This is a genomic window from Candidatus Endowatersipora endosymbiont of Watersipora subatra (assembly GCF_964026585.1).
GTDB lineage: Bacteria > Pseudomonadota > Alphaproteobacteria > Rhizobiales > Rhizobiaceae > Pseudahrensia.
This window is the reverse complement of record NZ_OZ032160.1, coordinates 112,726-139,371: the sequence shown is the minus strand read 5'-3', so window position 1 is coordinate 139,371 and position 26,646 is coordinate 112,726. Positions and strand designations below refer to the sequence as shown.

Below are 26,646 nucleotides of genomic sequence, written 5' to 3'. Positions count from 1 at the left end.
TTTTGCCTTTGCATCATCAGTCTAATATAGAACGAATCGTATTTTCTATTGATAAAGTTCGTAGAGAACGTCCCCATATTCACTGCATTACCAATTACGTTGCTCAGTCTTTTACAGCCAATGTTTTACTCGCTATTGGTGCTTTGCCATCAATGACAACTGCAATTTCTGAAATTGAAGATTTTGTAAGAATATCTAGGGGTGTACTGATTAATTTAGGAACAATCAATGCCCAACAGAAGCAGTCTATTAAAAATGCTGCCTATATCGCTCAAAAACTAAGTAAACCTTGGGCTCTCGATCCAGTATTTGTTGAGGTTTCTCATGAGCGATTTCAATTGGCTCGTTACTTAATCGCTCATTCTCCAACCATTATCCGTCTCAATGCTAAGGAATTTGAAGCCGTGACAGGTGAACCGTGCACTGATCTTTCGGTACAAGAGCAAGCGTCTCTTAACAATACAATATTTGCTGTTACAGGTCTTGAAGATCGCATTGCGAATAATCATTCTATGCTACGTTTAGGTAACGGAACTGCAACGATGGAACGAGTCACAGCAGTAGGCTGTGCTTTGACTGCAGTCTTGATTGCCGTAGCATCTGTTGAGACTGATTATAAGCTAGCAGCAGTTGCCGGAATCACTTGGCTTAATATAGCCGGTGAAATCGCTGCCGAAACATCTGAAGGTCCTGGTAGTTTTTCAGTGGCTCTCATTGATAAACTTGCAACAGTCAATGAATCACAAATTAGAGACCGAATAAAAATTTTATGAAACCGTGTAATATTTTACTTTACGCAATTTTAGATCCAACACGGTCCTGCAGACGAGTACTATCAGAAATAGCCGTCGAAGCGGCTATTGGAGGGGCTACAATGATCCAATACCGTGATAAATATGCTGATACAGCTATTTTTATGAACAATGCCTATCGGATCAAAAGAGCCTTGGAACCTTATAACATACCCTTTCTTATCAATGATCGTGTCGATCTGGTACTAGATTCAGGCGCGGATGGTGTTCATGTAGGTCCAGATGATATGTCTCCTGCTGATATTCGTCTACTCATTGGGAATAATGCTATTGTTGGTTTGACCATCAAAACACATCATCATGCTAGTCAAGCTCCATTGGAAATAATCAACTACGCCTGCATTGGAAGTGTATACGATACACCCTCTAAGGATAATATCACGCCAATAGGTCTGGAAGGATGGCGAGAGATAGCGGATATTTTACGAAATAGAAATCCCCAATTACCGATTGGTGCGATTGCAGGCATTGACAGAAGAAATGCTGGCGCGTTGATTGCCAATGGTGCAGATGGGATCTCTGTTATTTCATCAATTTTTATGGAAGATCAAGTCAGGCAAGCAACGGTTAGCTTGAAGTTAATAATAGATAAGCAAAAGAAGGAAGGTGAAGGTAAATGATCCCTAAAGCATTGACCATTGCTGCTTCTGATTCGGGGGGGGGGGCAGGAATTCAAGCGGATCTCAAATCATTTTCAGCGATGGGAGTTTATGGTGCTTCTGTCCTCACCGCTCTAACCGCACAAAATACTCGAAGGATAACAGCTATTCACGATATCCCCGCTGATTTTGTGAAGTCACAGATGAATGCTGTTTTTGAGGATATAACGATCAATTCTGTGAAAATTGGCATGCTGTATCGGCCTTCAATAATTATGACAGTGGCCGAAAGTTTGAAGTCCTATCACAGTGGTGATATTGTCCTGGATCCGGTGATGATAGCAAAAAGTGGCGATATCCTTCTACCTGAAGAAGCGATAGGCTCTTTAGTTAATGACCTCTTTCCACAGGCGACTCTCGTAACGCCAAATCTCTATGAGGCAGCACACTTATTAGATGAAGAGATCGCTATCGATGATGATTCGATTGAACGTCAAGCAACTGCTATTATTGATATGGGGCCCCAGTCTGTTCTCATAAAAGGTGGACATGCCCAAACCGAAGAAGCAAAGGATTTTCTTCTGACGGCTAATGGAAAGTCTGTCTGGTACTCTTCGCCCTTTATTTTCAATCAAAATACCCATGGGACCGGTTGTTCGCTATCGTCAGCAATTGCAGCTCGTCTTGCTCATGGTGATGGTTTAGAAGATGCTATTTTTTCTTCAAAAGCTTGGCTTTCACAAGCTATTCAGCATTCTAAAAAACTTGATGTGGGGTTAGGTTCGGGTCCAGTTCATCATTTTCACCACCTTTGGCCTCAAGAAGGATAAATTTCATGACAACATATAAAGAGATAGAAGTGAATGATTTATAGTTATTGATATCATATTTTATATTTTTGACTTTTTCCTGGGTTAGGCTTTTATCTTTTAACTGTAATTGCAGTTGGCATAGATGGAAAACTGTTCTTCTTTTCAGGTAAAGACTCTTCGCTAACGGGTTCAGAGAGATGAATGAGCTCATCCTTATTGGGTTTTACCCGACGATATGTACGGTAAATCGTATAAGATGCGAAGGCTAAATGAGCAATTGTGGTAGTCGTAAAAATACCAGATGGCCCTGTCATGTTTATCATCTGTGCTGTAAAAAGGGGTCCAACCATGGCCCCAAATCCATAAAGGATCAGAAGGCCGTTTGATATCTCAAAAAAGTCTTTTTGATTGGCAAAATCGTTAGCGTGTGCCACAACAAGTGAGTAAACTGAATAGATCACAGCGCCATATCCAATGACAGAAAGAAAAAATATCATATCGAATTGTTCTTTTTGAGATAACATTGTCATCAACAATCCAAATGCAATGCCAGTAAGACCAGAAAATACCATCACGTAACGTCTATCTATGACGTCTGATAGTTTTCCGATAGGATATTGAAAGAGAATACTGCCTATCATTGCAGCTGAAAGCAACGTTGCAATACGGGCGTTTGAAAACCCGTTAAGGTACCCAAAAATGGGTGCAAAATTTCCCCATGCTGAAGAAATAATACCACTCAATATGGCTCCAACAACAGCAGAGGGAGAGTTACAAAAGAGTTTACGTAAGTCAAGACTGACATGAACAAGAGGAGCTGGTGATTGTGCTTTTGAGACAGCTGTTGGCAAAACCGCAACAGCAAACAGTATCGCACCGATCATGAAAAGTATCTCGCTTTTAGGATCAGCAATCACTAGTAAATACTGTCCTCCCATCATTGCAGTCTGGGTAGCTATCATATAGAGCGAAAAGATACTACCCCGATTTTTGTTATTGACTCTCTCGTTTAGCCAGCTTTCGGCAACCATATAACAGCCAGAAAAACAGAATCCTGAAATCGCACGCAACATAATCCAAAACAGAAAATCTATAACCATAGCGTTCAGTAGAATATTTATTGACAATAAAGCTGTCAGAATGCTGAATGTTTTAAAATGGCCAGTACGATGTACTAGATGAGGTACAATAACACAACCGAGGGTGAAACCCACTGCCCATCCACTGCAGATCGAACTTAGTTCAAATGTAGAAAATCCCTCTATCTGACCACGGATCGGGATAATAACTGAGTGCAATCCACCGCCGAGCATAAGAAAAACCATGCTACCCAGCATAGCGAATATCGGAACGATCTGATTCACCACAGCATTTCCAGTCACAAAATTAATGGGAGAGATTCAGATATCCCGGTACGTTAGATATTACTAAATCATATACGCTCAATATCTAAGAATTAGAATGTTGCCTAGAGGAAAATGCGACATGTCCTGTCTATTACGTCTGACTTCCATCTTCGATATCCAGATTTTTTTTTATTTTTAAAAGATCTTGCCAAGCTAATCTCTTTTGAGACGGTTGCCGCAAGAGATAGGCTGGGTGCAATAAGGGTATAGCAGGGATGAGACGTCCTGCAATCTCAATTGAGCGCCACTTCCCTCTTAAGCTCATGATACCGTTAGAAGTTTTTAACAGAGTTTTTGCCGATGACCCTCCTAACAATACTAGAAATTTGGGGTGGGCTAGTTCAATATGGCGTTCAATGAAAGGGCGACAGATTTCTATTTCGATAGGCGTTGGAGCTCGATTGCCGGGTGGACGCCACGGCACTATATTAGAAAGATAGACATCTGTTCTTTGAAGGTTTATGGATGCTAACATTTTGTTTAACAGTTGTCCGGACCGTCCAACAAATGGAAGGCCTTGTTCATCTTCCTCTCGACCAGGGGCTTCTCCAATAAGCATAACACGTGAGCCAGGTGTTCCATCAGAAAAAACAGTCGAGAGAGCCGTAGACTTCAGATTACAGCCAGTAAAATCAGAAATTCTTTGCTGAAGATCCTTAAGTGTTACTGAATCATGAGCCGATTCTCTTGCGTTGAGCAAAGCATCTTGATCCGTCGGTGATAAAGCATATTTAGTTTTTCCTAATTGAGGGGACTTGTCTCTGACGTGCATTGTCTTTTGTAATTCTCTTGATGGCTCGTTAACTCTTCTATCAACGGGATGATCTAACAAAGCTATATCGATACCTAAATCTCGATACCAGATCAGAATTTCGTAATCATTTTTGGGATCACTATTTATTATCAGAACTCTATCCCCTGTTTATCAGTTCTTATCTCATATGAAAGCTATCAAAATTACTTGATTAGCAAAATTTAACAAGGTATTCAATTTCACGATTGCAATCAGATTTGGAACCGAAAACGTTAGTAGGTGATTCAACCTTTTAGACTAAAAGCAGATGAATTCACTCACCGTCTATTTTCTTCAATTCTTCAATCGTTGGCATGTAGATAGTAGAATATCCAGAATCAACATAATGGACTTCCCCAGTAACACCTGAAGACAAATCCGATAACAAATACAGGGCAGAGCCACCGATGTCTTCGAGAGTCACTGTACGACGAAGGGGAGCATTACGCTGCTGGTAATTATACATCAATCGAGCATCAGAGATGCCAGTCCCCGCAAGAGTTCTGACTGGACCAGCAGAAATTGCATTAACCCGAATATCGTCTGGTCCAAGATCGGTTGCCAAATAGCGTACACTTGCTTCAAGAGCAGCTTTGGCAACCCCCATTACATTATAGTTAGGCATAACCCGATTGGCTCCTCCATAGGTGAGAGTAACCATCGAACCTCTTTCTCTCATTAGCTCGGCAGCACGTTTAGCTGTCTCTGTAAAAGAAAAACAGGAGATCACCATTGTTTTAATAAAATTTTCTCGAGTTGTATGGCAGTATTTTCCTCTCAGCTCATTTTTATTTGAAAAGCCAATAGCATGAACAAAAAAGTCAAGCTTCCCCCATTCACTTCGAAGTGTCTCAAAAACATAGGAAACTGATTTTATATCTTCTACATCACACGGTAAGAGCAAAGATGAACCAAGTAATTTAGCTAATGGCTTAATCCGCTTCCCAAACGCATCACCTTGATATGTAAAAGCCATTTCGGCCCCATGGACCGATAACATACGAGCAATACCCCATGCAATCGAATGGTTATTGGCAACACCCATGACAAGACCACGTTTGCCAACCATAATATTTGAAGTCAAGTGTGTCATAGATCATTATCTCATCTACAAGTGTAAGTTTTGTTTTGTACTACTTGATTAAAAATCAAGTAAATCTTTTCATCTACTGATAGGCTTGAAAAACAAGAGATGCGTTAGTACCACCAAACCCAAATGAATTTGATAAGACTGTGTTGACTCCTACATTATCAACGCGTTCTCGAACGATCGGCATGTCAGAGAACTCAGGATCTAAATTAGTGATATGCGCACTTTTACAGATGAACCTATTTTGTATCATCAAAAGAGAATAAATAGCTTCTTGAACACCTGTCGCTCCTAGTGAGTGCCCCGTCAATGACTTTGTGGCAGAGATCGGTGGACAATCATTGCCAAACACCGCACGCAGAGCCTCTATTTCTCTCTCATCACCCAGTCCAGTCGATGTCGCATGAGGATTGATATAGTCAATCTTTTCACGAACATCTTTCAGCGCCATCTTCATGCAACGGATCGCTCCTTCTCCAGAAGGAGCGACCATATCGTACCCATCTGAAGTTAACCCATATCCAATCACTTCACCATAGATCTTAGCACCACGTGCCTTTGCATGCTGAAGCTCTTCAAGAACTAAAACACCAGCACCGCCTGCAATAACAAACCCATCACGAGAAACATCAAACGCACGGGAAGCAGTATTAGGTGTTTCATTATATTTTGAGGACATCGCTCCCATCGCATCAAATAAGTTTGACATTGTCCAGTCAAGATCTTCAGATCCCCCAGCAAATATAATATCCTGTTTGCCTAATTGAATCGTCTCAAATGCATTACCTATACAATGATTAGATGTCGCACAGGCTGAAGAAATTGAATAATTAACCCCCTTAATCTCAAACTGAGTAGCTAGAACAGCTGATGCAGTCGAGCTCATAGCTTTAGGAACAGCAGTCGGTCCGATCCGTTTGGGAGATCCCATTTCAATGGTCTTTTGAGCAGCCTCTATAATCGTTTTTGTTGAAGGACCTCCAGAACCCATAATGATCCCAGTCATAGGATTGATAATTTCAGATTCTTCCAGACCCGAACCCTGAATAGCTTGCTGCATAGCAATATAATTCCATGCGGTCCCTTTGCTCATAAATCGGGCTGTACGACGGTCTAAAATTTGGAATGGATCCATCTCTGGTTCACCATGGACATGACATCGGAATCCATGTTGAAAAAAATCATTGGAAAAGCTCGTTCCAGATTTACCCTCACGCAAAGACTTAAGCACTTCCTGAGAATTATTACCGATTGAAGAAACAATACCCATTCCGGTCACTACAACCCGTTTCATTCTTCGATCCTTTGCATGCTAATATTCTCTAATATCTCGTTAAATTATAGGTCACTAAATCCCATATTATCAGTTAATGTCGACTAGAAACTATTTTTGAAACAAGGCAACTCGTAAATCCTTTGCAATATAAATAATCTCTCCGTCTGCTTTCATCCACCCATCGGCGATGCCGAGAACAAGACGACTTCTTATCACTCGACTTAAATCAATACCATATTCCACCAATTTTATCTTCGGGGTTACCATGCCGGTAAATTTTACCTCACCTGTTGAAAGAGCTCGTCCTTTCCCGCATTCTCCAAGCCAACCTAGATAAAAACCGGTTAATTGCCACATAGCGTCTAAGCCTAGACAACCCGGCATTACTGGATCACCTTGAAAATGACACTGAAAAAACCACAGATCATCATGTACCTTAAAATCAGCCCGAATATAACCCTTGCCATTTTTACCGCCAGTTTCTGAAATATCTGTTATGCGGTCAAACATCAACATAGGAGGCAGAGGTAACTGAGCATTCCCAGCTCCAAACATCTCTCCTCGGCTACAATGTAGAACTTCTTCATGTGAATAACTGGACTTTTGCTTATGCATAAACGCCACCCTGAAACTCAAAATTTGATCTCAACAACCTAAATTTATAGACTGCAAAGTGACCGGCCGTGTGTACGGTCAATTTACAGATCACATGATAGCCGGTCAAATGAATTCATTTTGACCCTCATTAGGCACATACTTCGACGTGAAAGTCTCATCATATTTTTCAGTTTTACATCTCTTCTATTCAATGATCTGTATAGATAGTGTGATTATAAGATTTCTATTTCAGAGCAAGACTACTCTTTAACGGTTTTGAATCAATTTATTTATAATGAGGACTCGAGATTTTAGGTGATCTTGGCTAGTATAAACTTGTCTTTATTATGAACAAATCAACCAAAGCCAAATATGTTTTTTCTTATAAGGCTAAGATAGCTAATTATCTTGTGGATAGATAGGAAGTTTCTTAAGATTCGTGACTCCATGCATGTCAGAAAGTTCTATCCGTTTTTGTATCTTATGTAAAATGTAGAAAAAAGAAGGGTTCAAAACAAAAGAACTATATCCCCCAAATCCAATCGACATCATGAATGTAACGATGCACTAAGTCCTGATTCAGAATTCTCCTGAAAAGAAATAGCTATTATCAAAAATGCTCAATACAACTTAAAGAGAGACGGTTACAAGAATAATCAGGATTGTATTAACAAATACCACAGTCTATGTCTTTGCGCGGCAGAGATCAATAGAAATTCCTTTATGAAAGTGACCCAATAGTTCAAAAAAAACTGACTAAAGAGAAGATCCTATATGTCTACGCTACTTTCTTGCATACGAAATTTTTCTATTATCGCCCATATTGATCATGGTAAATCAACACTTGCAGATCGACTCATCCAGTATTGTGGCGGTTTAGATGGATATGAAATGTGTGAGCAAGTCCTTGATAGTATGGACATCGAAAAAGAAAGAGGCATTACCATTAAAGCTCAAACAGCGCGTTTGCACTATAAGACAACCGCCGGTAAAAACTATATTTTAAATTTGATTGATACCCCCGGCCACGTTGATTTTTCTTACGAAGTTTCACGGTCACTATCAGCCTGCGAAGGCTCTTTGTTAGTAGTTGACGCTAGTCAGGGTGTAGAGGCACAAACTTTAGCAAATGTTTATCAGGCGATTGAAAATCATCATGAGATTATCATTGTTCTTAATAAAATTGATCTACCTGCTGCCGAACCAGAACGTGTCAAGCGACAGATTGAAGAAATTATTGGTCTTGATGCCAGCAAAGCAGTAGAAATTTCTGCTAAAACCGGTTTTGGTATAGAAAAAGTGATGGAATCAATTATTGAGCGATTACCATCACCGTCTCTCGTTCAGGATCATCAACCTTTAAAAGCCTTGTTGGTTGATAGCTGGTACGATTCTTATCTAGGTGTTGTCGTCCTAGTTCGTGTTATTGAGGGTGAGCTCCGTAAAGGCCAGAGTATTTGGATGATGAGTACAAAAGTTAAATACACAGTCGACCGGATCGGTGTTATGTTACCTAAGCTGAAAGAGGTTGAAGTTTTAGGACCAGGCGAGATCGGGTTTATGACCGCTTCAATCAAAGAAGTGGCCAATACCCGTATTGGTGATACGATCACTGAGGATAGACGTCCAACCACAGAGGCCTTGCCTGGGTTTAAACCAGCCCAACCGGTTGTATTTTGTGGTTTGTTTCCTGTTGATGGAGACGACTTCGAGGATTTTCGTTCTGCTGTTGGTAAATTGCAGCTTAATGATGCGAGCTTTTCCTTTGAAGTGGAGAGTTCCACGGCCCTTGGATTTGGCTTCCGCTGTGGGTTTCTAGGTCTTTTGCATTTAGAGATTATTCAGGAGCGTTTGGAACGTGAATTCAATCTTGATCTCATTGCAACCGCACCCAGTGTTGTTTACCGTCTTAAAATGCGTGATGGTAGAGATTTGAGCTTGTACAATCCATCTGATATGCCCGATTTGATGAAAATTGAAGAGATTCATGAGCCATGGATTCAGGCAACTGTTTTGACACCAGATAAATATCTGGGGCCAATTTTAGAATTATGTCAAGATTGTCGGGGAATTCAGACTCATTTTACTTATGTAGGGTTACGAGCTATGCTATCTTATGAGTTACCTCTTAGTGAGATAGTATTTAATTTTTATAATCGATTAAAAAGTCTCTCGCGGGGGTATGCCTCTTTTAATTACAATATCAATGAATATCGCAATGCTGACCTTGTTAAACTCTCTATCATGGTTAATAGTAAACCAGTTGACGCTTTGTCCATTCTGGTTCATCGCTCCGCTGCACTAGTCCGTGGTCGGTTTATGTGTGAAAAACTTAAAGAACTCATTCCGAAGCATCTATTTAAGATTTCGATTCAGGCTGCAATTGGTAGTCATATTCTTGCACGTGAGACGATTTCAGCTGTTCGAAAAGATGTCACAGCGAAGTGTTATGGAGGCGACAAAAGCAGAAAACGTAAGCTACTTGAAAAACAGAAAGCTGGTAAAAAAAGAATGCGTCAATTCGGTAACGTTCAAATTCCTCAATCTGCTTTTATGGAATCGCTCAAGATAAATTAGTAATTTCAGATTAGAGCTAAAGCTCCAATTTTCTTGTCAATCCCGAATCCATGAGAAGAGAGTCTCTTCAATTTGTTATGGTCTGTAAAATCTAACCATGCTATCGTTTGATAATGAACCATTCACGCTTCAAATTAACTCATCATTCAGCTAAAATGTGTGGAAGGAGAGGCCAATCAAGACAAAGAAAATCATCTTTTAGATTATCAGGTAAGTCACTAGATAATCTTTATATTTATGGTCTTCATGCTGTACGGGCAGCTCTTCAAAATCCAAAACGGAAAAAGTCGAGTCTCTTGATAACTGTCAATGCACGTAATCGCCTTCAAGTAGATTTGGAATCATTTTCTATAAAAACTAAACTTGTTAAACCTGCACAGATTGATGCATTGGTTGGTGACGATAAGGTCCATCAAGGGGTGGTCCTCACCTGCAACCCTCTTGAACCGTTAGGGTCTGCAAATCTTTTCCAAATTGCTGATTCCGATTTGATTCTAGCTTTGGATCAGATTACTGATCCTCATAATTTTGGTGCGATTCTTCGATCAGCCGTTGCTTTTAATGTGGATTATGTACTAACAACATGTCACTATTCAACCGTTGAGACTGCTGTGATGGCAAAATCGGCCTCTGGTGCTCTCGATCTTATGCAGATTATCAAGGTCAATAATCTCGTTAAGGCTCTGATCGAACTGAATGAAATGGGCTTTAAAAGCGTGGGGTTGGATAGCGATGGAGACAATTTAATGGAAACAATTGCAAAGTCGAACCAGGCCCAACCCATGGTTTTAATCATAGGATCAGAAGGCCGAGGATTACGTAAAAAAATACGGGATATCTGTACAGAAATAGCTAAAATTGAAATGCCAGGTTCTATAAAATCACTGAATGTCTCCAATTCAGCAGCTCTTGCCCTTTATATTACTAAGAATCGCTCTCGATTTTTCTAAAAATAGAACGGATAGAGATCCATATTCCAGAAGATCTAGCAAACAGAAAATATTCCTAGAGATTACTGGATCAGGGTCTCCCGAGCGATGCATAATGATATCCATATTTTCTCATTAAATCAGGATTAAATAGATTTCTGAAATCAACGACTATAGGTGAATTAAGAATTGAGCGTTTCTTTAACCAATCTATTTTCGCGATCTCTTCCCATTCGGTGAGCACTAGAACTACATCGGCACCCCATAAAACAGTATCGAGATCCGTTTTTGCTTCGAAGGTTGGAATGGTATCCTGAAATTGATCAGTAAATTTTTCAGTTGCGCTTAACACTGGATCAAAGCCCATTACTTTAGCTCCCTGTTTGATCAAAAAAGGTATGATGACTGTACTAGCTGCAGAGCGAATATCATCTGTATTTGCTTTAAAAGATAGACCGAGTACTGCAATTTTCTTACCTAAAAGAGAAGATTTGCAGTCAATATTCCAGCACTCCGCACAGAAGTCAGAAACACGTCTTCCAAGACGCCGTATGTGAGAAGAATTTGAATTAATAACAGACTCGATAATCCTAACCGGACAGTTAGCTTCCTGAGCTTGAACCGTTAAGGACAGTGTATCTTTAGGAAAACAAGAACCACCATAGCCCGGTCCTGGTTTTAAGAAAGATGAACCTATGCGATTATCTAATCCAATCCCTCGTGCCAGTTCCGTGATATTAGCTCCCACTGCATCACATAAATTTGCCATTTCATTGATGAATGCAACTTTAGTAGCAAGAAATGCATTAGCTGAGTATTTAATTAATTCAGAAGTTTCTAAGGTCGTGTAAATGATCTCAACATGGTCTTTTTCAAAAGGTTCATAAATTTTCATCATGGTTCGTTTTGCATCTTTATCATCAGATCGAGTGCCTAAAACAATACGATCAGGATTCATGAAATCGTATACAGCCTTCCCCTCACGCAAAAACTCAGGATTTGACACAACATTAAATACAGTACCATTCCCATATTTTCTAAGTATGCGGTCAATCCGTCGGCAAGTCGATACAGGAACGGTTGACTTGATAACAATAGTCTTCTTGTTATTAGAAGCTTTAGCGACCTGATGAGTCACAGACTCAAGCTGTGAGAGATCAGACTGTCCATGAGATAACTGAGGGGTGTCAACAGCAATAAAAATAACATCAGATAAACAAATGCCTTCGGCCAAATCTGTTGTAAAATGGAGTCTTCCAGAGCTTTTGTTTCTTGAAACGATCTCATCAAGACTTGGCTCATAAATAGGAATGCTTCCATCAATAATCGACGTTATCTTATCCTGATTTTGATCAATGCAAATAACCGTATGGCCCATTTCAGAAAATCCGGCTCCGGTTACAAGACCAACATGTCCTGTTCCAATGACAGATATAATCACTATTATTATAACCTTTCTTAACAACCTTTAAAGGTGTTGATCAGCATATCAATGAGAACGTATCCTAGTTGGATCTATTCGAAGCGGATCAATAAATCTTTAGCATCAACTTGATCTCCACGTCGGACAAGGACTTCGGCTACTTTTCCATCTTTTTCGGCATGCAATACAGTTTCCATTTTCATTGCTTCAATTGACAATAGAACATCACCTGCTGATATGTACTGCCCAGCTTCTACCATGATCATCGAAATCACACCCGGGATAGGGGAACTGATGTGGCTAGGATTATCAAGATCAGCTTTAGGACGGACCGGTTCGGCATTTTTTCTACGCACTCGATCAGGAACACGAGCACGTCTCGGCTGACCATTGAGTTCAAAAAATACAGTAACCATCCCCTGTTTATCAATCTCACCATAGGCAAGACAATGGACAACAAGTAGCTTGCCCTTTTCTATTTCAATAGTTATCTCATCGCCTGGTTGCATCCCATAAAAATAGATAAGCGTAGGCAATGTAGATGTGGGACCATATTCCCGCCGAGCATAAGCATAATCGGTAAATACTTTTGGATACATCAAATAAGAAACAAATTCTGTATCGCTTATCTGTCTCTGTACCACCTCTTCTGCCTCTTTGCGTAATGAACTGAGATTTGCTAGTGGCATCGAAGCACCAGGTCTCTCCATAAGAGGTTGTTCCCCTTTTAAGACCTTTTTTTGGAGAAGTTTAGGCCATCCATTTGGAGGAATACCTAGATTCCCTCGCATCAAGGATAACACAGAATCAGGAAAGTCAATGTCTTTCTTAGGCTCCTCAACATCAGGACGTGTCAACTCTTGACTAACCATCATCAAAGCCATGTCGCCAACAACTTTCGAAGAGGGAGTGACTTTTACAATATCACCGAACATATCATTGACCTCAGCATAGGTCTTGGCAATTTCATTCCAGCGGGTGCCGAGATTTAATGAACGGGCCTGTTCTTTTAAGTTAGTATACTGACCTCCTGGCATTTCATGAACATAAACGTCTGAAGCTGGTGATCTTACATTGCTTTCAAAGGCTAAATATTGAGCACGGACAGATTCCCAGTAGAGTGAAATTTTTCGAATAGCATCACCATCAAGACCAGAATCACGATCCGAATTTTTGAGAGCTTCGACAATAGACCCCAAACACGGCTGAGATGCATTGCCAGATAATGAATCCATTGCGGCATCAATCGCATCAACACCAGCTTCGACAGCAGCAAGAACGGTTGCTGCAGAAATACCTGACGTGTCATGGGTATGAAAATGAATCGGGAGATCAGTTTCCTTGCGTAGAGCAGGGAACAATTGTCGTGCAGCTGCGGGTTTCATCAAACCAGCCATATCTTTTATGCAAATAATATGGGCGCCGGCCTGATCAAGAGAGCGCACCATCTTTAGATAGTAATCCAAATTGTATTGAGGCCGTTTTTTATCGAGCACGTCACCAGTATAACAAATTGCTGCTTCACAGAGTTTACCGCTCTCTAAAATAGAGTCTATAGATACCCGCATGTTTTCAACCCAGTTCAGACAGTCGAAGACCCGAAACAGATCAATACCATTTTTTGCTGCTTCAGAAATAAAATGACTTACAATATTATCTGGATATCCAGTATAACCAACACCATTAGAACCTCTAACAAGTGCCTGTAGTAAAATATTGGGGACTTGTTCACGAATAAGCATCAAACGCTCCCAAGGGTCTTCGTTCATAAAGCGCATCGCAACATCAAAAGTTGCCCCCCCCCAACATTCCAATGATAGTAATTGCGGAAGACTTTTAGCATAAGAAGCTGCGACAGGAATAATGTCATAGGTCCGCATACGTGTAGCTAATAGTGACTGGTGGGCATCTCGCATGGTGGTATCACTAATCAGAACCTGATCACAATTCCGCATCCATTTAGAAAATTCTTTAGGTCCATGAGCATCCAGACGGTTTCGAGTTCCATCTTGGATATTTCTTTCAAACCAGGGAGCATCGGGTGATGTAACTCCTAATTCTGGTTTTTGACGATTACGGGTTTCAGGATGCCCATTAATTGAGACATCAGCGATATAGTTCAGTAATCTAGTTGCACGATCCCGTCGCTTCACTTTTTCAAATAATTCTGACGTTGTATCAATGAATTTTGTTGTATAAGTTCCATCGTTGAATTTTGGATGTGTGATAATATTTTCAAGGAAAGTTAGATTAGTAGATACCCCTCGAATACGAAATTCTCGCAGAGCGCGATCCATACGTTTTATGGCTTCTTGAGGTGTTGGGGCCCATGCTGTGACTTTTTCTAGCAAAGGATCATAAAAGCGAGTAATAACCGCTCCTGAGTACGCTGTGCCACCATCAAGACGGACACCGAAACCAGTAGCACCACGATAGGCTGTAATTCGTCCATAGTCAGGAATAAAGTTTCGTTCAGGATCTTCTGTTGTGATACGACATTGCAGAGCATGACCGTTCAATCGAACGTTACACTGCTTCGGTATTCCCGATTCTTGACTTCCGATTGCATAGCCAGCGACAAGATGAATTTGTGCTTTTATAATATCTATTCCTGTCACTTCTTCTGTTACCGTATGTTCGACCTGGACACGAGGATTGACTTCGATGAAGTAAAAGCTTCTCGTGTTGATATCCATCAGGAATTCAACCGTACCTGCTCCTATATAATTCGTTGCTTTGGCAATCTTCAGTGCATACTCACAAAGTTCTCTGCGCTGTGTTTCATCAAGGTAGGGAGCGGGTGCACGTTCGACTACCTTTTGATTACGACGTTGTACCGAACAGTCTCGTTCAAACAGGTGAACCGCATTACCTTCTGTGTCACCCAATATCTGAACTTCTACATGGCGTGCATCTTCAACTAGTTTCTCTAGATAAATTTCGTCTTTGTTAAAAGCAGCCTGTGCTTCTCGGCGGGCTTCAAGGGACTCTCGTTCCAAATCATTCTCAGACCGAATAATCCGCATACCACGGCCTCCACCACCCCATGAGGCTTTGAGCATAACAGGATAGCCCATCTCGGTTGCCAGATGCTTGATCTCATGGATGTTATTAGGAAGAGAAGAAGTCGCTGGAAGAACAGGCACTCCAGCGGAGAGAGCAAGATTTCGGGCTGTCAGTTTATTACCAAGTACCCGCATTGTCTCTGACTTTGGTCCAATGAAAGTGATGCCGGCTTCTTCACAGGCGTCAACAAATTCTGGGCTTTCCGATAAGAGACCATAACCCGGATGAATGGCATCTGCTCCTGAAAGTTTGGTCACTCTCAGTATCTCTTGAATGGAGAGATAACTTTCAATCGGTCCCATGGGGATTTGGAGATGAGGGCCGGTCCCTATCTGATAGGCTTCATCAGCCTTGAATCGGTGAAGGGCTAATTTGTCCTCTTTGGTCCAGACAGCGACAGTTTTAAGACCTAGCTCGTTGGCAGCGCGGAAGACACGGATAGCAATTTCAGAACGGTTTGCAACAAGAATTTTTTTTATAGCCATGAATCTCGGTAGCATTAAGTGGCAATCATTGATTCTCTATATAGAGGGTCAATGGCTTCATGCAAATTCCAATAGCTTAGATATCTTAAGATCTGGATTGTTTTGACGATGAATTCTGCCATTATTAACTGAATTATTCATGAGAATGCCATTTCAGGAACCTGCTCGGAGCTTATCTTTTCGAACCAATGTCAAGTAATAGATAGATCTATTATGGGGTTTTGAACGGTCAGGGCAGAATCGAAGGATCGATGAGATCAATAATAGCTTCGGGATAAATTATCCTATTCCATCGTCCAACTTCTAATCCGTCCTTACCAACGAGTACTACAGTGAGAAGGGAGTCCTTTGGCTGAAATTTTTTTTTCAATTCCCGTGCAGCATTTGGTGGCATGTGGGCATATCCAATGTTAGCAATTGTGTTCTGTTTTCCTTGAGTCACCAATACAATTATATCGTGATTAGAAAGATCAGTGCGCACATCCTGAAGCAAATCAATCTGTCTTTCAAGTATTGCGCTGCTTCTAGATTTAGAAAATAAAAGGAGAAGACGTTTCTTACCCAAAAAAGGAGAGAGTGCGGCTGCTTGACCTGAAACAGTCATGAACATGAAAAGAATGGAAGCCCAAAAATATGTTTTCACTAATATCATGACAAATATAATGGATATATTGCTTTATAGTCGGTCTGTAACGGAAAGACAAATCATTTTCTACCACATATGATAAGTTGAGCATAATCAATAAACCTCATGCTGATAGGGATTTTTATACAAGAAGAATCTTCTATCCCGAACTTGAAAGCGCAAGCTCACTCTCAATAATAATTCCTTTATAGACCAAGAGTTTTCTCAGAAGCGTGAAGTTGCATTGATAGAGTTCACTGAATGATTATTTCTCTATTTATTTAGTTTTAAAGAAAAACACTATGAGTACACTATCCTACAGTCAATCGCTTCTGCAGTTTCTTTCGATTGATCCTATTTTAATTGAAATTGGACCGATCATTATCCATTGGTATGGTATTTCTTACATGTTCGGTATTCTTTTGGGATGGTTCTTTGCCAGACAAGTTGTTTCTCGCTCCAGTCTATGGTCTCCCGTAGGTGCCCCTTTCACACAGATTGACCTTGATGATTTTATGATTTGGGCCATTATTGGCATTATTGTCGGTGGTAGACTAGGTTATGTGCTTTTTTACAATTTTGGTTATTATCTTATGAACCCTTTGGATATTTTTGCAATATGGTGTGGTGGTATGAGCTTTCATGGCGGAGCTCTAGCTTCTCTTCTCTCGATGATCTTATTTTCTCGGCAAAGGTCTTTCTCACCATTTTCACTTTTTGATATCATGGCCGTCTCATCCTGCTTTGGATTGTTTTTCGGCAGGCTCGCAAATTTCATAAATTCGGAACTTTGGGGACGCCCATCGGATGTTTCTTGGTCTTTCATTTTTTCTACAGGTGGGCCAGTTGCACGTCATCCCAGTCAACTTTATGAAGCTGGTCTTGAAGGGGTCGTCCTATTTATCATCCTGAGTATATTAATCTTCAAATTTAAAAAGCTCGTAATGCCAGGATTTATCAGTGGAGCATGGGGAGTTGGTTATTCAACAGCCCGGATCTTCATTGAATTTTTTCGTGAACCCGACGCGCATATTGGTTATCTTGCTGGAGGATGGATAACAATGGGGATGATTTTATCATTCCCTATGATTCCCTTAGGAATTTGGGGGATGATGAGTGCCAAAAGCCGTGTTGTTTGGCACGACAGACAAAATATAGTATTGTAATTGTATTATGAATGCACTGGAGAACGAAATTCGAGAACGCATTATCAATGAAGGCTCTTTGCCGGTGTCTGATTATATGGCAATGTGCCTTACCCATCCCAAACACGGTTATTACATGACACACCAGCCTATTGGCAAGAAATCATTGAGAAACCGAGATGGCGGTGATTTTATCACTGCTCCAGAAATTAATCAGATGTTTGGAGAACTAGTTGGGATCTGGTGTATGAATATGTGGATTGAACTGGGTAAACCCTCCATTTTTAACCTCGTAGAAATGGGGCCAGGTCGTGGTACGTTAATAAAAGACCTTTTACGCGTAGGAAGAACTCTACCTCTTTTTTTATCAGGGATCCAGATTTTTCTTTTGGAAATAAGCCCTTCTTTGATACAACAACAACGATTAACATTGTCAAACCAAACAGTACCTATTCAGTGGATTAAGGATTTAATGTTTCTTCCGCTTCCTTCTGCACCAACAATTTTTATTGCTAATGAATTTCTTGATACTCTCGCTGTAAAACAGTGGATAAAAGTAGGAAGATACTGGATCGAGCGTGCGGTGGGAGTGATTAATCATAAATTAAGCTTTGTCACAGGTCCATCCATTTTAGATCAGGCATTGCTTCCTTCAAATCATGCCAGACAACCAAAAGGAACAATATTTGAAACATCTCCAGCTCGTGAAGCCATTGTTGACGAGATACAAACATATATCAGCATTTGTTCCGGTGCTGCGCTTTTTATCGATTATGGCCATCTTTTACCAAGATTTGGAAATACCTTTCAAGCAGTCAGAGATCATGCTTATTGCGATGTCTTTTATAACCCAGGAAAGTCTGATTTGACCAGCCATGTTGACTTCTCAGCTCTGCTGTCAATGATAGAAAGCGTAGAAAATCTGAATCAGATGCACCAGATCGTTACACAGTCAGATTTTCTGTTGAGTCTTGGATTACTTGAAAGAGCCTCTAGGCTCGGTTGGAATCAAGATAGTGTTGTACAGAAATCCTTACAGGAAGCAGTCACAAGGCTTGCCTCGCCTGAAGATATGGGGCAATTATTTAAGGTATTAGTATTGGGTTCTGGGATAAAACTAAACAGTCCTAGATTTTAGCGATCACTTCTGCACTTAACAGGTCGATCGAATACAATAAAGCAAGAAGGTTATGAGAATATTTTCTCTTTGACTTTTGGGAGGGTTCAGTTAGTTAGAGCGTGGTCAGTTGGCTGGGTGGCTGCTCCGTCAGTTTTTTCTGTGCGGGGAGGAAAGTCCGGGCTCCATGGAGGCACGGTGCCGGTTAACCACCGGCGGGGGTGACCCTAGGGAAAGTGCAACAGAAAATATACCGCCGGTTCTCTATCCGATCCGGCAAGGGTGAAAAGGTAAGGTAAAAGCTTACCGCACTGTCGGTAACGAGAGTGGCTTTGTAAACCCCACCGGGAGCAAGACCTAATAGGGACGCCGTGTTTTGCTTCGGCAAAGCGAGCTTGTCTCCAGGCAGGAGAGTGTCCGGGTTGGTCGCGATGAGGTGCGTAGCAATACGGATCCTAGAGGAATGGTCACCATCTTTTTACTGATGTGAAAAGCGTACAGAACCCGGCTTATAAGCCAACTGACTTTGATGATTTTATGGATTGTACTAAACATAAGGCTTTTTACTTGCTAGAAATCAGAGTATTTTCTGCTATTCTTCTTGACTTTATCTCAAGCATTAACGTGTACGAAAAGTTCCAATCAGCTGGTATTGGGAGAAGGGAAGTCTTTTATGTTATCTCTTCGACTGTTCGTAGAACAGCATGCAGAACTAGTCTCTCTTCAACAGCATATTTTTTCTCAATGTTTCTGCTGGATCCTTGTTTAAGGAGATGAGAAATGTTCATATCCCTGTTATGCTCAGTGATGTTCTCAATGTTCTAGATATTAAAAGAGGACAGATCCTCATTGATGCAACTTTTGGTGCTGGAGGATATAGCCATGCTTTTCTGAAACGTCAGGCAAAAGTTCTTGGGATTGATCGTGATCCAGATGCAGTAGCTGCAGCAAAAGTTCTTGTGAATCAATTCCCTGGTCAGGTAACTGTTAAACAGGCTCGATTTTCACAGATCGATTTTATTGCAAGGCTTTTAGGCTATTCTCAGGTTGATGCTGTGATTGCTGATGTTGGTGTATCTTCAATGCAGATCGATCGACCAGAAAGAGGATTTTCTTTCCAAACAAACGGTCCGCTTGACATGCGGATGGAAAAGGCAGGGATCTCTGCTGCTGATGTAATTAACACTATGGACCATCCTAACTTAACACGAATTATCAGAATGCTAGGAGATGAAAAGAGGGCCTCGCAAGTATCTAAAAAAATTATTCAAGACCGTCAGATTCGACCGTTTGAAACTACGATTGATCTAACAAAATGTGTTGAAGGTATTTTGGGGCGCACTCAGTCTTGTAAAATACATCCAGCAACCCGAACATTTCAAGCTTTACGTATTTTTGTCAATGCTGAACTCGATCAGTTGTTCAATGCTTTGCTTGCTGCGGAAAGAATTTTGAAACCAGGAGGGCTATTAGTGGTAGTTACTTTTCACTCTCTAGAAGATCGATTGGTGAAGAAATTTATGCTGAATCGTTCTGAAACCCATCAGCCATCCCGTTATGTTCCACAGATTGCTTTTAAAGCACCGACCTTTAGATTAGAATATCGCTCCCCAATTTTTCCATCTAGCCAAGAAATACAAACAAATTCGAGAGCTCGATCTGCAAAATTGCGCTATGCCTTTCGTACTGAGTCTCCCGCTCGGATTGAAAAGAACCTTGATTTTAGACTTCCTCAACTGCAACTCCTTAGTTCAGTATTAGGAGAACAGTCCGAATGATCAGAGTGACTCATATTCTAATGATGGGTTCTGTTCTTATAGTTACGATATGGACTTATGGAATCAAACATGAGTCTAAGCAGTCTGCCAAGACTTTGGTACGATTGCGTGGAGAGCTTGCGAAACAAAATACAAAAATTAGTTTACTGGAAGCTGACTGGGCAATTATGACAAACCCTGATCGACTGGAAAAAATTGCTAAGAAATTTCAGTCTCAGCTTCAATTGCAGGCGATTCAATCAAACCAGATCATCCAACTTGATGAATTAGCTTCCTTTTTCAGTATAGTGAAAAATAAAGGAAGCGATCTGGATGGACACTCGACGACAGATGAGATCAATTCATTGGTATACAAATAAGGATATCGAAAGGCGTGTTTCATGATGTATCCTGCTCAAATTATGCTGAGAAGACGCAAAAACGAATTACACTGATCCGTTTGGTTATGATTTTTCTTTTTTTAAGTATTCAAGGCCGATTGGTATTCCTAGGATTCCAGCCTGAGAAACAGGTGGTCCATCAGTTAAATATTGATAGGAACTTGGCCGCCTCAAGACCGCGTCTTCTTGATCGTAACGGTGAAATACTAGCACTTGATATTCCGATGCAATCACTTTTCGCGGAACCAAGGAAAATTGAACATCCAAATGAAATTTACAAGGCGTTGATTACTGTCCTACCTGATCTGAACTATGATATAATAATAAAGCGTTTAAGCAGTGATGTCGCTTTTGCATGGATTCAGCGGGAAATTACACCACGGCAACAATCAGAAGTTTTAGCATTAGGGTTACCTGGGATCGGATTCAAAGAAGAAAGTAAGCGTTATTATCCATCAGCAGCAATTGCTTCCCACATCCTCGGGCATACTAATATCGATAATCAGGGTATTGCTGGAATTGAAAAACATCTGGATGATGTTTGGTTACGTGATTTTCAAAATTCTGGTCTTCTTCTGAAGAAAGAAATAGAATCTGTGTATTTATCCATTGATCTTCGTGTTCAGTACTTTGTTCGTAATGCACTCTCTCAAGCTATGGAGAAGTACAATGCTATCGGTGCGGCGGGTGTAGTTTTGAATGTACAGACTGGAGAAATTATGGCGCTCTCTTCATTACCTGACTACAATCCTAATGATGCTGTGGGTTCACTTCAAAAAGATCGTTTGAACCGAATATCGACTGGTACGTATGAAATGGGATCAACCTTCAAGACATTCACAACTGCCATGGCCCTTGATTCTGGCGAAGTCAATTTACAGAGTCGATTTGATGTCTCAAAACCACTGCGCATTGGGCGATTCACAATCCATGATTTTCATGGGAAACATCGAATTTTAAGCGTCCCTGAAATCTATATTTATTCATCAAACATTGGGACTGCAAAAATGGCTCATGTTGTTGGTATTGATCAACATAGGCAGTTTTTGTCAAAACTAGGTTTGCTTGATAGGATGAGTAGTTTTGAACTACCAGGGACTGCAAGTCCGAATGTACCCAGAATATGGAAAAAAGTTCATTCTACCACGATTTCTTATGGTCACGGTCTGTCCACAACGCCTCTACAAACAGCGGTCGCAGCGGCGGCATTAGTGAATGGTGGTAAATTGATTCCTCCTACTTTATTCCCTCGATCTCAGGATCAAGCTGATAAGATTGCGAAACAGGTGGTTCATCCTAAAACATCAGAAATCATGCGTTATTTAATGCGTCTTAATGTCTTAAAAGGTTCGGGTAAAAACGCTGAAGTTCCTGGATACTTAGTCGGAGGGAAAACAGGCACAGCGGAGAAGGTCGTTCGGGGGCGATATTCAAAAGACAAGCGTTTTAATGCATTTTTAGCTACATTTCCAGTAAATAGTCCCCGTTATATTGTTCTTGTTATTATTGATGAACCAAAGCCTGAACAAGGGAAAAGAGATGCCACTGCAGCGAGTAATGCAGCACCTGTGGTATCGAATATCATCAATAGATCAGCGATTTTTCTTGATATTATGCCTGATTTTAGAGTTAGTGAGACAGCAGGATTCTCGTTGGATCATCCTATAAAAGCATCAAGATGGTAACTGGTTCATGAGACTTGGAGATCTGACCATGGATTGTCTTAAGGTCGATCCGGAATATCGTTCGATACCGGTTTCTGGGATTTCATCAGATTCACGCACAATTCTTTCGGGTCATATTTTCGCAGCTCTGAAAGGTTCAACAGTTGATGGTTCGAATTTTATAAAAAATGCTGTTGCATCCGGCGCTGTGGCCGTGATTGCAGAAAAAAAGACTGATATCTTAGGTTATTTTGGACCAATTTTACGTTCAGAAAGTCCCCGTCGGGCGCTCTCTCTTCTATCATCGAGGTTTTATCCAGAGCAACCTCCAACTATAGCAGCAGTAACAGGAACCGCTGGTAAGACATCTGTCGCCTCTTTTTTACGCCAGATTTGGCATTTTTTGGGTTATGAATCTGCGATGATAGGAACGATTGGCGTGGAAAAAGCTGGTGGCTATATTCATAATATTGATAGCCCTCTTACGACTCCCGATCCTGTTTTTTTGCATCAGCTTCTGACTACTCTTTCAAGAGAAGGGGTGACTCATTGTTCGATAGAAGCTTCCAGTCATGGATTGAGTCAACGTCGGTTGGACGGTGTACGACTGACTGTTGGTGGATTTACTAATTTGGGGCGTGATCATATGGATTATCATCTTAATATGGACGATTATCTAGCCGCTAAACTTATTTTGTTTAATGATTTGCTTGATCAAGATCAACCCGCTGTCATTTTTTCTGATGATGCTTACAGCCATGCAGCTATTGATTGTGCTCTTGCTCGCAAGCTTGATGTGAGAACCGTTGGGCGTCATGGTTCTTTTTTATCGTTGAAACGAGTTAAACAAAACCGTTTTTCGCAGATTGCAGAAATTGAATTCGATGGATTGAGTTATATCGTAGAGCTACCAATAGCAGGTGAATTTCAGCTAACAAATGCTTTGATTGCTGCAGCCATGGCATTCAGTACAGGTATAGATGTTGATGCAAGTGCTGTATTTTCATCCTTAGAATTTTTGAAAAGTGCTCCGGGTCGCCTTCAGCTGATTGGTCAATCAAGTGATGGAGTTCCGGTTTATGTCGATTATGCTCATAAACCTGATGCACTTCAAAAAGTTCTAGAAGTTCTTCGTCCCTATACAACTGGCAAATTAACTCTTGTATTTGGTTGTGGTGGTAATCGAGATAAAGGGAAGCGTGCTGTAATGGGAGAAATTGCTGAAAGAATGGCAGATCGGGTAATTGTGACCGATGATAATCCACGCGATGAAGACCCTGCTAAGATTCGTCATTCCATTATACGAAGAGCTCCTAAGGCGATTGAAATAGCTGACAGGCGAAAAGCAATTCATGTAGCTGTATCCATGCTAAGGGCTGGCGATTGTCTCATTGTGGTAGGAAAGGGACATGAGAACGGGCAAATTGTGGGTGAAATCACAGTCCCATTCTCTGATTGCCAAGTGCTTGAAGAGGCGTTGCATACTTCATAATGAGCGATCTTCTTTGGACCTTACCGGAACTCTTGAAAATTACTGGTGGACGATTGATTGGATCTTGGTTTTTAGGTGTTAACGGCGTTTCTATAGATACAAGGACATTAAAATATGGTGACTTGTATTTTGCTGTTCGCGGTGATTCACTCGATGGTCATGATTTTATTGCAAAGGCAGTTGCTAGAGGGGCTGCCGCGTCTTGCGTATCCGAAGAAAAAATCGATAGTTTAATCGGTGAAAGAGGTAATTTTATCGTTGTCCAGGATGTTTCGCAGGCGTTAGAAGAACTAGGAAAAATATCACGTGCCAGGATGGTTGGAAAGATTATAGCTGTTACCGGTAGCGTAGGTAAAACAACAACAAAAGAAGCGCTAAAAGCAGCTTTTTCACCGAATGGGCCAACACATTCTTCTGTAGAGTCTTATAATAATCATTGGGGAGTGCTATTAACATTAGCAAGAATGCCAAGGGATACTAAATACGGTATCTTTGAAATAGGAATGAATGGTCCTGGTGAAATTGGGGAATTAGTAAAACGGGTTCAGCCTCATCTTGCGATCATAACCAATGTTGAGGCGGCTCATCTCGGTGCTTTTGAAAGTATCGATGATATTTCTTTTGCAAAGGCCGAAATTTTTGACGGTCTGATAAGTGGTGGAACTGTTCTTCTGAATCGTGATGACGAGAGATTCTCGATGTTATCCGAGATTGCGCGGAGTCGAGGTATTGAAAATATTGTTACATTCGGGGAATCAGAGAAATCAGATTCAAGGGCGATCCAAATTGTTCTCCAAGAGGAGTATTCTTACCTCACAGCCTCTATTTTAGGAGAAAAAATAGCATTGAAAGTGGGCAGTCCAGGGCGCCATTTTATTCAAAATATACTCGCTGTCCTGGCTACTGTAAAATTTTTAGGTGCTGATTTATCTCAGGCAACTCTTGCGCTGTCTCATTTTACTGCACTTAAGGGGAGAGGGAAACGGTACCCAATTGATTATAAAGACAAGAGTTTTATTCTCATCGATGAAAGTTATAATGCGAACCCTGCTAGCATGCAGTCCGCACTTAAATTGCTAGGATTGTTGAAACCGAAAAACAGTGGGAGACGAATTGCTATATTAGGTGATATGCTGGAACTGGGCCCTCATTCCTCTCAATTTCATGCTGATTTAGCTGTTTCTGTTCAAGAAAATCTGATTGACAAGGTATTTCTTGTTGGATCGAAGATGAGAGTACTTCGTGATTCTCTGCAAGGAAAAATTTCCTGTAAGCATGTAGAGAAAATTGAATGTGTCATAACTCTTGTACGTGTTGAGATTCATTCTGATGATGTCCTGATGGTCAAAGCATCTTTAGGAATGAGATTTTCCCTTTTAGTTGATGCGCTCTTATACAATCATCAAGAAGCTAACAACGACGAATAGGCTAGAAATATAAATTTCTGCTTGGGGTTTGGAATTGATCGTTGTCTCGGAGGAATCAATAGTGCTTTATTATTTGTCTAATTTTGGTGATGCTTTTTCTTTACCTGTTTTGAATCGTTTTCAAGATATCACTTTTCGAACAGGAGGAGCCTTTTTTACATCAGTTTTAATCCTTTTTCTTTTGGGTCCCCGAATCATCCAACTCTTACGGGATCGGCAAAAGAAAGGTCAACCAATTAGACCAGATGGTCCTGCGACACATTTAAAAAAGATAGGAACTCCTACGATGGGGGGGATGATGATTTTATCAGGTATTGTTATGACCACTTTACTATGGGCAAACCTTCTGAGTGTATTGGTTTGGACCGTCTTAGCGGTTACTGTTCTTTTTGGGATGATCGGATTTTACGATGATTATCTAAAAGTTATCAAGTCAACAGAAAAAGGGTTTTCGAGGCGAATAAGGCTGATTTTAGAATTTATTATTGGGGGTATTGCTGTTTATGTTCTGATGCGAACTCATCCGTCACATTATCTAACAGAAAGTGTGGATCTATCAAGAACTGTTACTTTTCCTTTCTTTAAATACCTTATCTTTATTCCTTGGGGATGCTTTGTCATTGTAGCATCTGGGAATGCGGTCAATTTGACTGATGGTCTCGATGGATTAGCTATTGTTCCAGTTATGATTGCTGCTTTTTCTTTGGGAGCACTTGCCTATCTATCAGATTATCAGGTGTTTTCTGACTATTTGAACATTCATTTTTCGGTTGGTACTGGGGAGTTGTCGATCATTTGTGCTGCTGCTATTGGTACTGGTTTAGGTTTTTTATGGTTTAACGCCCCTCCTGCTACCATTTTTATGGGAGATACAGGTTCACTTGCGTTAGGCGGTATGTTAGGAACACTTGCTGTCTCCATGAGACATGAGATCATTTTTTTCATTGTTGGTGGCCTTTTTGTGATCGAAACCATATCAGTGATTATTCAAGTGGCATCGTTCAAACTCACAGGAAAACGGCTCTTTAGGATGGCACCAATCCATCATCATTTTGAACAGCTTGGCTGGAAAGAAAGTCAGGTGGTGATACGGTTCTGGATCGTTTCAGTGTTATTTTTTTTTCTTGGTCTTTCCATACTCAGACTACGGTAA

General features: G+C 40.8%; 21 protein-coding genes and 1 other RNA gene. 14 read left to right on the top strand and 8 right to left on the bottom strand.

Annotated elements, in window-relative coordinates:
- Nucleotides 1-2: 2 nt before the first annotated feature.
- The 3 genes from AAGD37_RS00615 to thiD are packed head-to-tail and all read left to right on the top strand — an operon-like array spanning nt 3 to nt 2,241.
- A complete protein-coding gene (locus AAGD37_RS00615) occupies nt 3-773 on the top strand; it encodes a hydroxyethylthiazole kinase (protein WP_341760364.1) in 771 nt (256 codons plus the stop codon).
- Nucleotides 770-1,432, top strand: a complete 663-nt coding sequence (gene thiE, locus AAGD37_RS00610; RefSeq protein WP_341760363.1) for a thiamine phosphate synthase — start codon at nt 770-772, stop codon at nt 1,430-1,432. Before AAGD37_RS00615 ends, thiE begins: the two co-directional genes overlap by 4 nt.
- Nucleotides 1,429-2,241, top strand: coding sequence for a bifunctional hydroxymethylpyrimidine kinase/phosphomethylpyrimidine kinase (thiD, locus tag AAGD37_RS00605; protein ID WP_341760362.1), 813 nt, complete (start codon nt 1,429-1,431; stop codon nt 2,239-2,241). Before thiE ends, thiD begins: the two co-directional genes overlap by 4 nt.
- 92 nt (nt 2,242-2,333) lie before the next feature.
- Here thiD and AAGD37_RS00600 read toward each other — a convergent pair whose 3' ends face one another.
- The 5 genes from AAGD37_RS00600 to fabA all read right to left on the bottom strand — a co-directional run bounded on the left by AAGD37_RS00600 (nt 2,334) and on the right by fabA (nt 7,403).
- Nucleotides 2,334-3,590: an MFS transporter gene (locus AAGD37_RS00600; RefSeq protein ID WP_341760361.1), complete on the bottom strand. Its 1,257-nt coding sequence runs from the start codon at nt 3,588-3,590 to the stop codon at nt 2,334-2,336.
- Nucleotides 3,591-3,720: 130 nt separating this feature from the next.
- The gene (locus AAGD37_RS00595) at nt 3,721-4,401 is read right to left on the bottom strand and encodes a uracil-DNA glycosylase (protein WP_341760360.1); all 681 of its coding nucleotides are present in this window, start codon (nt 4,399-4,401) and stop codon (nt 3,721-3,723) included.
- 295 nt (nt 4,402-4,696) lie between these two features.
- A complete protein-coding gene (gene fabI / locus AAGD37_RS00590; protein WP_341760359.1) occupies nt 4,697-5,515 on the bottom strand; it encodes an enoyl-ACP reductase FabI in 819 nt (272 codons plus the stop codon).
- A 73-nt stretch (nt 5,516-5,588) separates the two neighbouring features.
- Entirely contained in the window at nt 5,589-6,806 is a 1,218-nt protein-coding gene (fabB, locus tag AAGD37_RS00585) for a beta-ketoacyl-ACP synthase I (RefSeq protein WP_341760358.1), read from the bottom strand.
- A 90-nt stretch (nt 6,807-6,896) separates the two neighbouring features.
- Complete coding sequence (gene fabA / locus AAGD37_RS00580) at nt 6,897-7,403, bottom strand: 3-hydroxyacyl-[acyl-carrier-protein] dehydratase FabA (RefSeq protein WP_341760357.1); 507 nt, start codon at nt 7,401-7,403, stop codon at nt 6,897-6,899.
- Between the two features lie 756 nt (nt 7,404-8,159).
- On the opposite strand from fabA, the gene lepA reads away from it, so the two are divergent.
- On the top strand, nt 8,160-9,962 hold the full coding sequence (lepA, locus tag AAGD37_RS00575) for a translation elongation factor 4 (RefSeq protein WP_341760356.1): 1,803 nt from the start codon (nt 8,160-8,162) through the stop codon (nt 9,960-9,962).
- A 113-nt stretch (nt 9,963-10,075) separates the two neighbouring features.
- On the top strand, nt 10,076-10,912 hold the full coding sequence (rlmB, locus tag AAGD37_RS00570) for a 23S rRNA (guanosine(2251)-2'-O)-methyltransferase RlmB (RefSeq protein WP_341760355.1): 837 nt from the start codon (nt 10,076-10,078) through the stop codon (nt 10,910-10,912).
- Between the two features lie 70 nt (nt 10,913-10,982).
- Here the strand turns inward: rlmB and AAGD37_RS00565 are convergent, their stop codons facing one another.
- The 3 genes from AAGD37_RS00565 to AAGD37_RS00555 form a co-directional block, all read right to left on the bottom strand.
- Nucleotides 10,983-12,332 (bottom strand): UDP-glucose/GDP-mannose dehydrogenase family protein, encoded by a 1,350-nt coding sequence (locus AAGD37_RS00565; RefSeq protein ID WP_341760354.1) that lies wholly within the window; start codon nt 12,330-12,332, stop codon nt 10,983-10,985.
- A gap of 74 nt (nt 12,333-12,406) precedes the next feature.
- Nucleotides 12,407-15,865 (bottom strand): pyruvate carboxylase, encoded by a 3,459-nt coding sequence (gene pyc / locus AAGD37_RS00560; RefSeq protein WP_341760621.1) that lies wholly within the window; start codon nt 15,863-15,865, stop codon nt 12,407-12,409.
- A gap of 229 nt (nt 15,866-16,094) precedes the next feature.
- Nucleotides 16,095-16,475 (bottom strand): DUF4174 domain-containing protein, encoded by a 381-nt coding sequence (locus AAGD37_RS00555; protein WP_341760353.1) that lies wholly within the window; start codon nt 16,473-16,475, stop codon nt 16,095-16,097.
- A 317-nt stretch (nt 16,476-16,792) separates the two neighbouring features.
- Here AAGD37_RS00555 and lgt point away from each other — a divergent pair, with 317 nt between their 5' ends.
- The 9 genes from lgt to mraY all read left to right on the top strand — a co-directional run bounded on the left by lgt (nt 16,793) and on the right by mraY (nt 26,646).
- Nucleotides 16,793-17,656, top strand: coding sequence for a prolipoprotein diacylglyceryl transferase (gene lgt / locus AAGD37_RS00550; RefSeq protein ID WP_341760352.1), 864 nt, complete (start codon nt 16,793-16,795; stop codon nt 17,654-17,656).
- Between the two features lie 64 nt (nt 17,657-17,720).
- Nucleotides 17,721-18,773, top strand: coding sequence for a class I SAM-dependent methyltransferase (locus tag AAGD37_RS00545; protein WP_341760351.1), 1,053 nt, complete (start codon nt 17,721-17,723; stop codon nt 18,771-18,773).
- A gap of 105 nt (nt 18,774-18,878) precedes the next feature.
- An RNA gene (gene rnpB / locus AAGD37_RS00540) (RNase P RNA component class A) lies at nt 18,879-19,280 on the top strand.
- Between the two features lie 245 nt (nt 19,281-19,525).
- Nucleotides 19,526-20,530 (top strand): 16S rRNA (cytosine(1402)-N(4))-methyltransferase RsmH, encoded by a 1,005-nt coding sequence (gene rsmH, locus AAGD37_RS00535; RefSeq protein ID WP_341760350.1) that lies wholly within the window; start codon nt 19,526-19,528, stop codon nt 20,528-20,530.
- Complete coding sequence (gene ftsL / locus AAGD37_RS00530; protein ID WP_341760349.1) at nt 20,527-20,889, top strand: cell division protein FtsL; 363 nt, start codon at nt 20,527-20,529, stop codon at nt 20,887-20,889. Before rsmH ends, ftsL begins: the two co-directional genes overlap by 4 nt.
- Before the next feature lie 14 nt (nt 20,890-20,903).
- On the top strand, nt 20,904-22,595 hold the full coding sequence (locus AAGD37_RS00525; protein WP_341760348.1) for a penicillin-binding protein 2: 1,692 nt from the start codon (nt 20,904-20,906) through the stop codon (nt 22,593-22,595).
- A 7-nt stretch (nt 22,596-22,602) separates the two neighbouring features.
- The gene (locus AAGD37_RS00520; protein WP_424945447.1) at nt 22,603-24,066 is read left to right on the top strand and encodes a UDP-N-acetylmuramoyl-L-alanyl-D-glutamate--2,6-diaminopimelate ligase; all 1,464 of its coding nucleotides are present in this window, start codon (nt 22,603-22,605) and stop codon (nt 24,064-24,066) included.
- Complete coding sequence (locus AAGD37_RS00515; protein ID WP_341760346.1) at nt 24,066-25,493, top strand: UDP-N-acetylmuramoylalanyl-D-glutamyl-2,6-diaminopimelate--D-alanyl-D-alanine ligase; 1,428 nt, start codon at nt 24,066-24,068, stop codon at nt 25,491-25,493. Before AAGD37_RS00520 ends, AAGD37_RS00515 begins: the two co-directional genes overlap by 1 nt.
- 61 nt (nt 25,494-25,554) lie before the next feature.
- Nucleotides 25,555-26,646, top strand: a complete 1,092-nt coding sequence (mraY, locus tag AAGD37_RS00510; protein WP_341760705.1) for a phospho-N-acetylmuramoyl-pentapeptide-transferase — start codon at nt 25,555-25,557, stop codon at nt 26,644-26,646.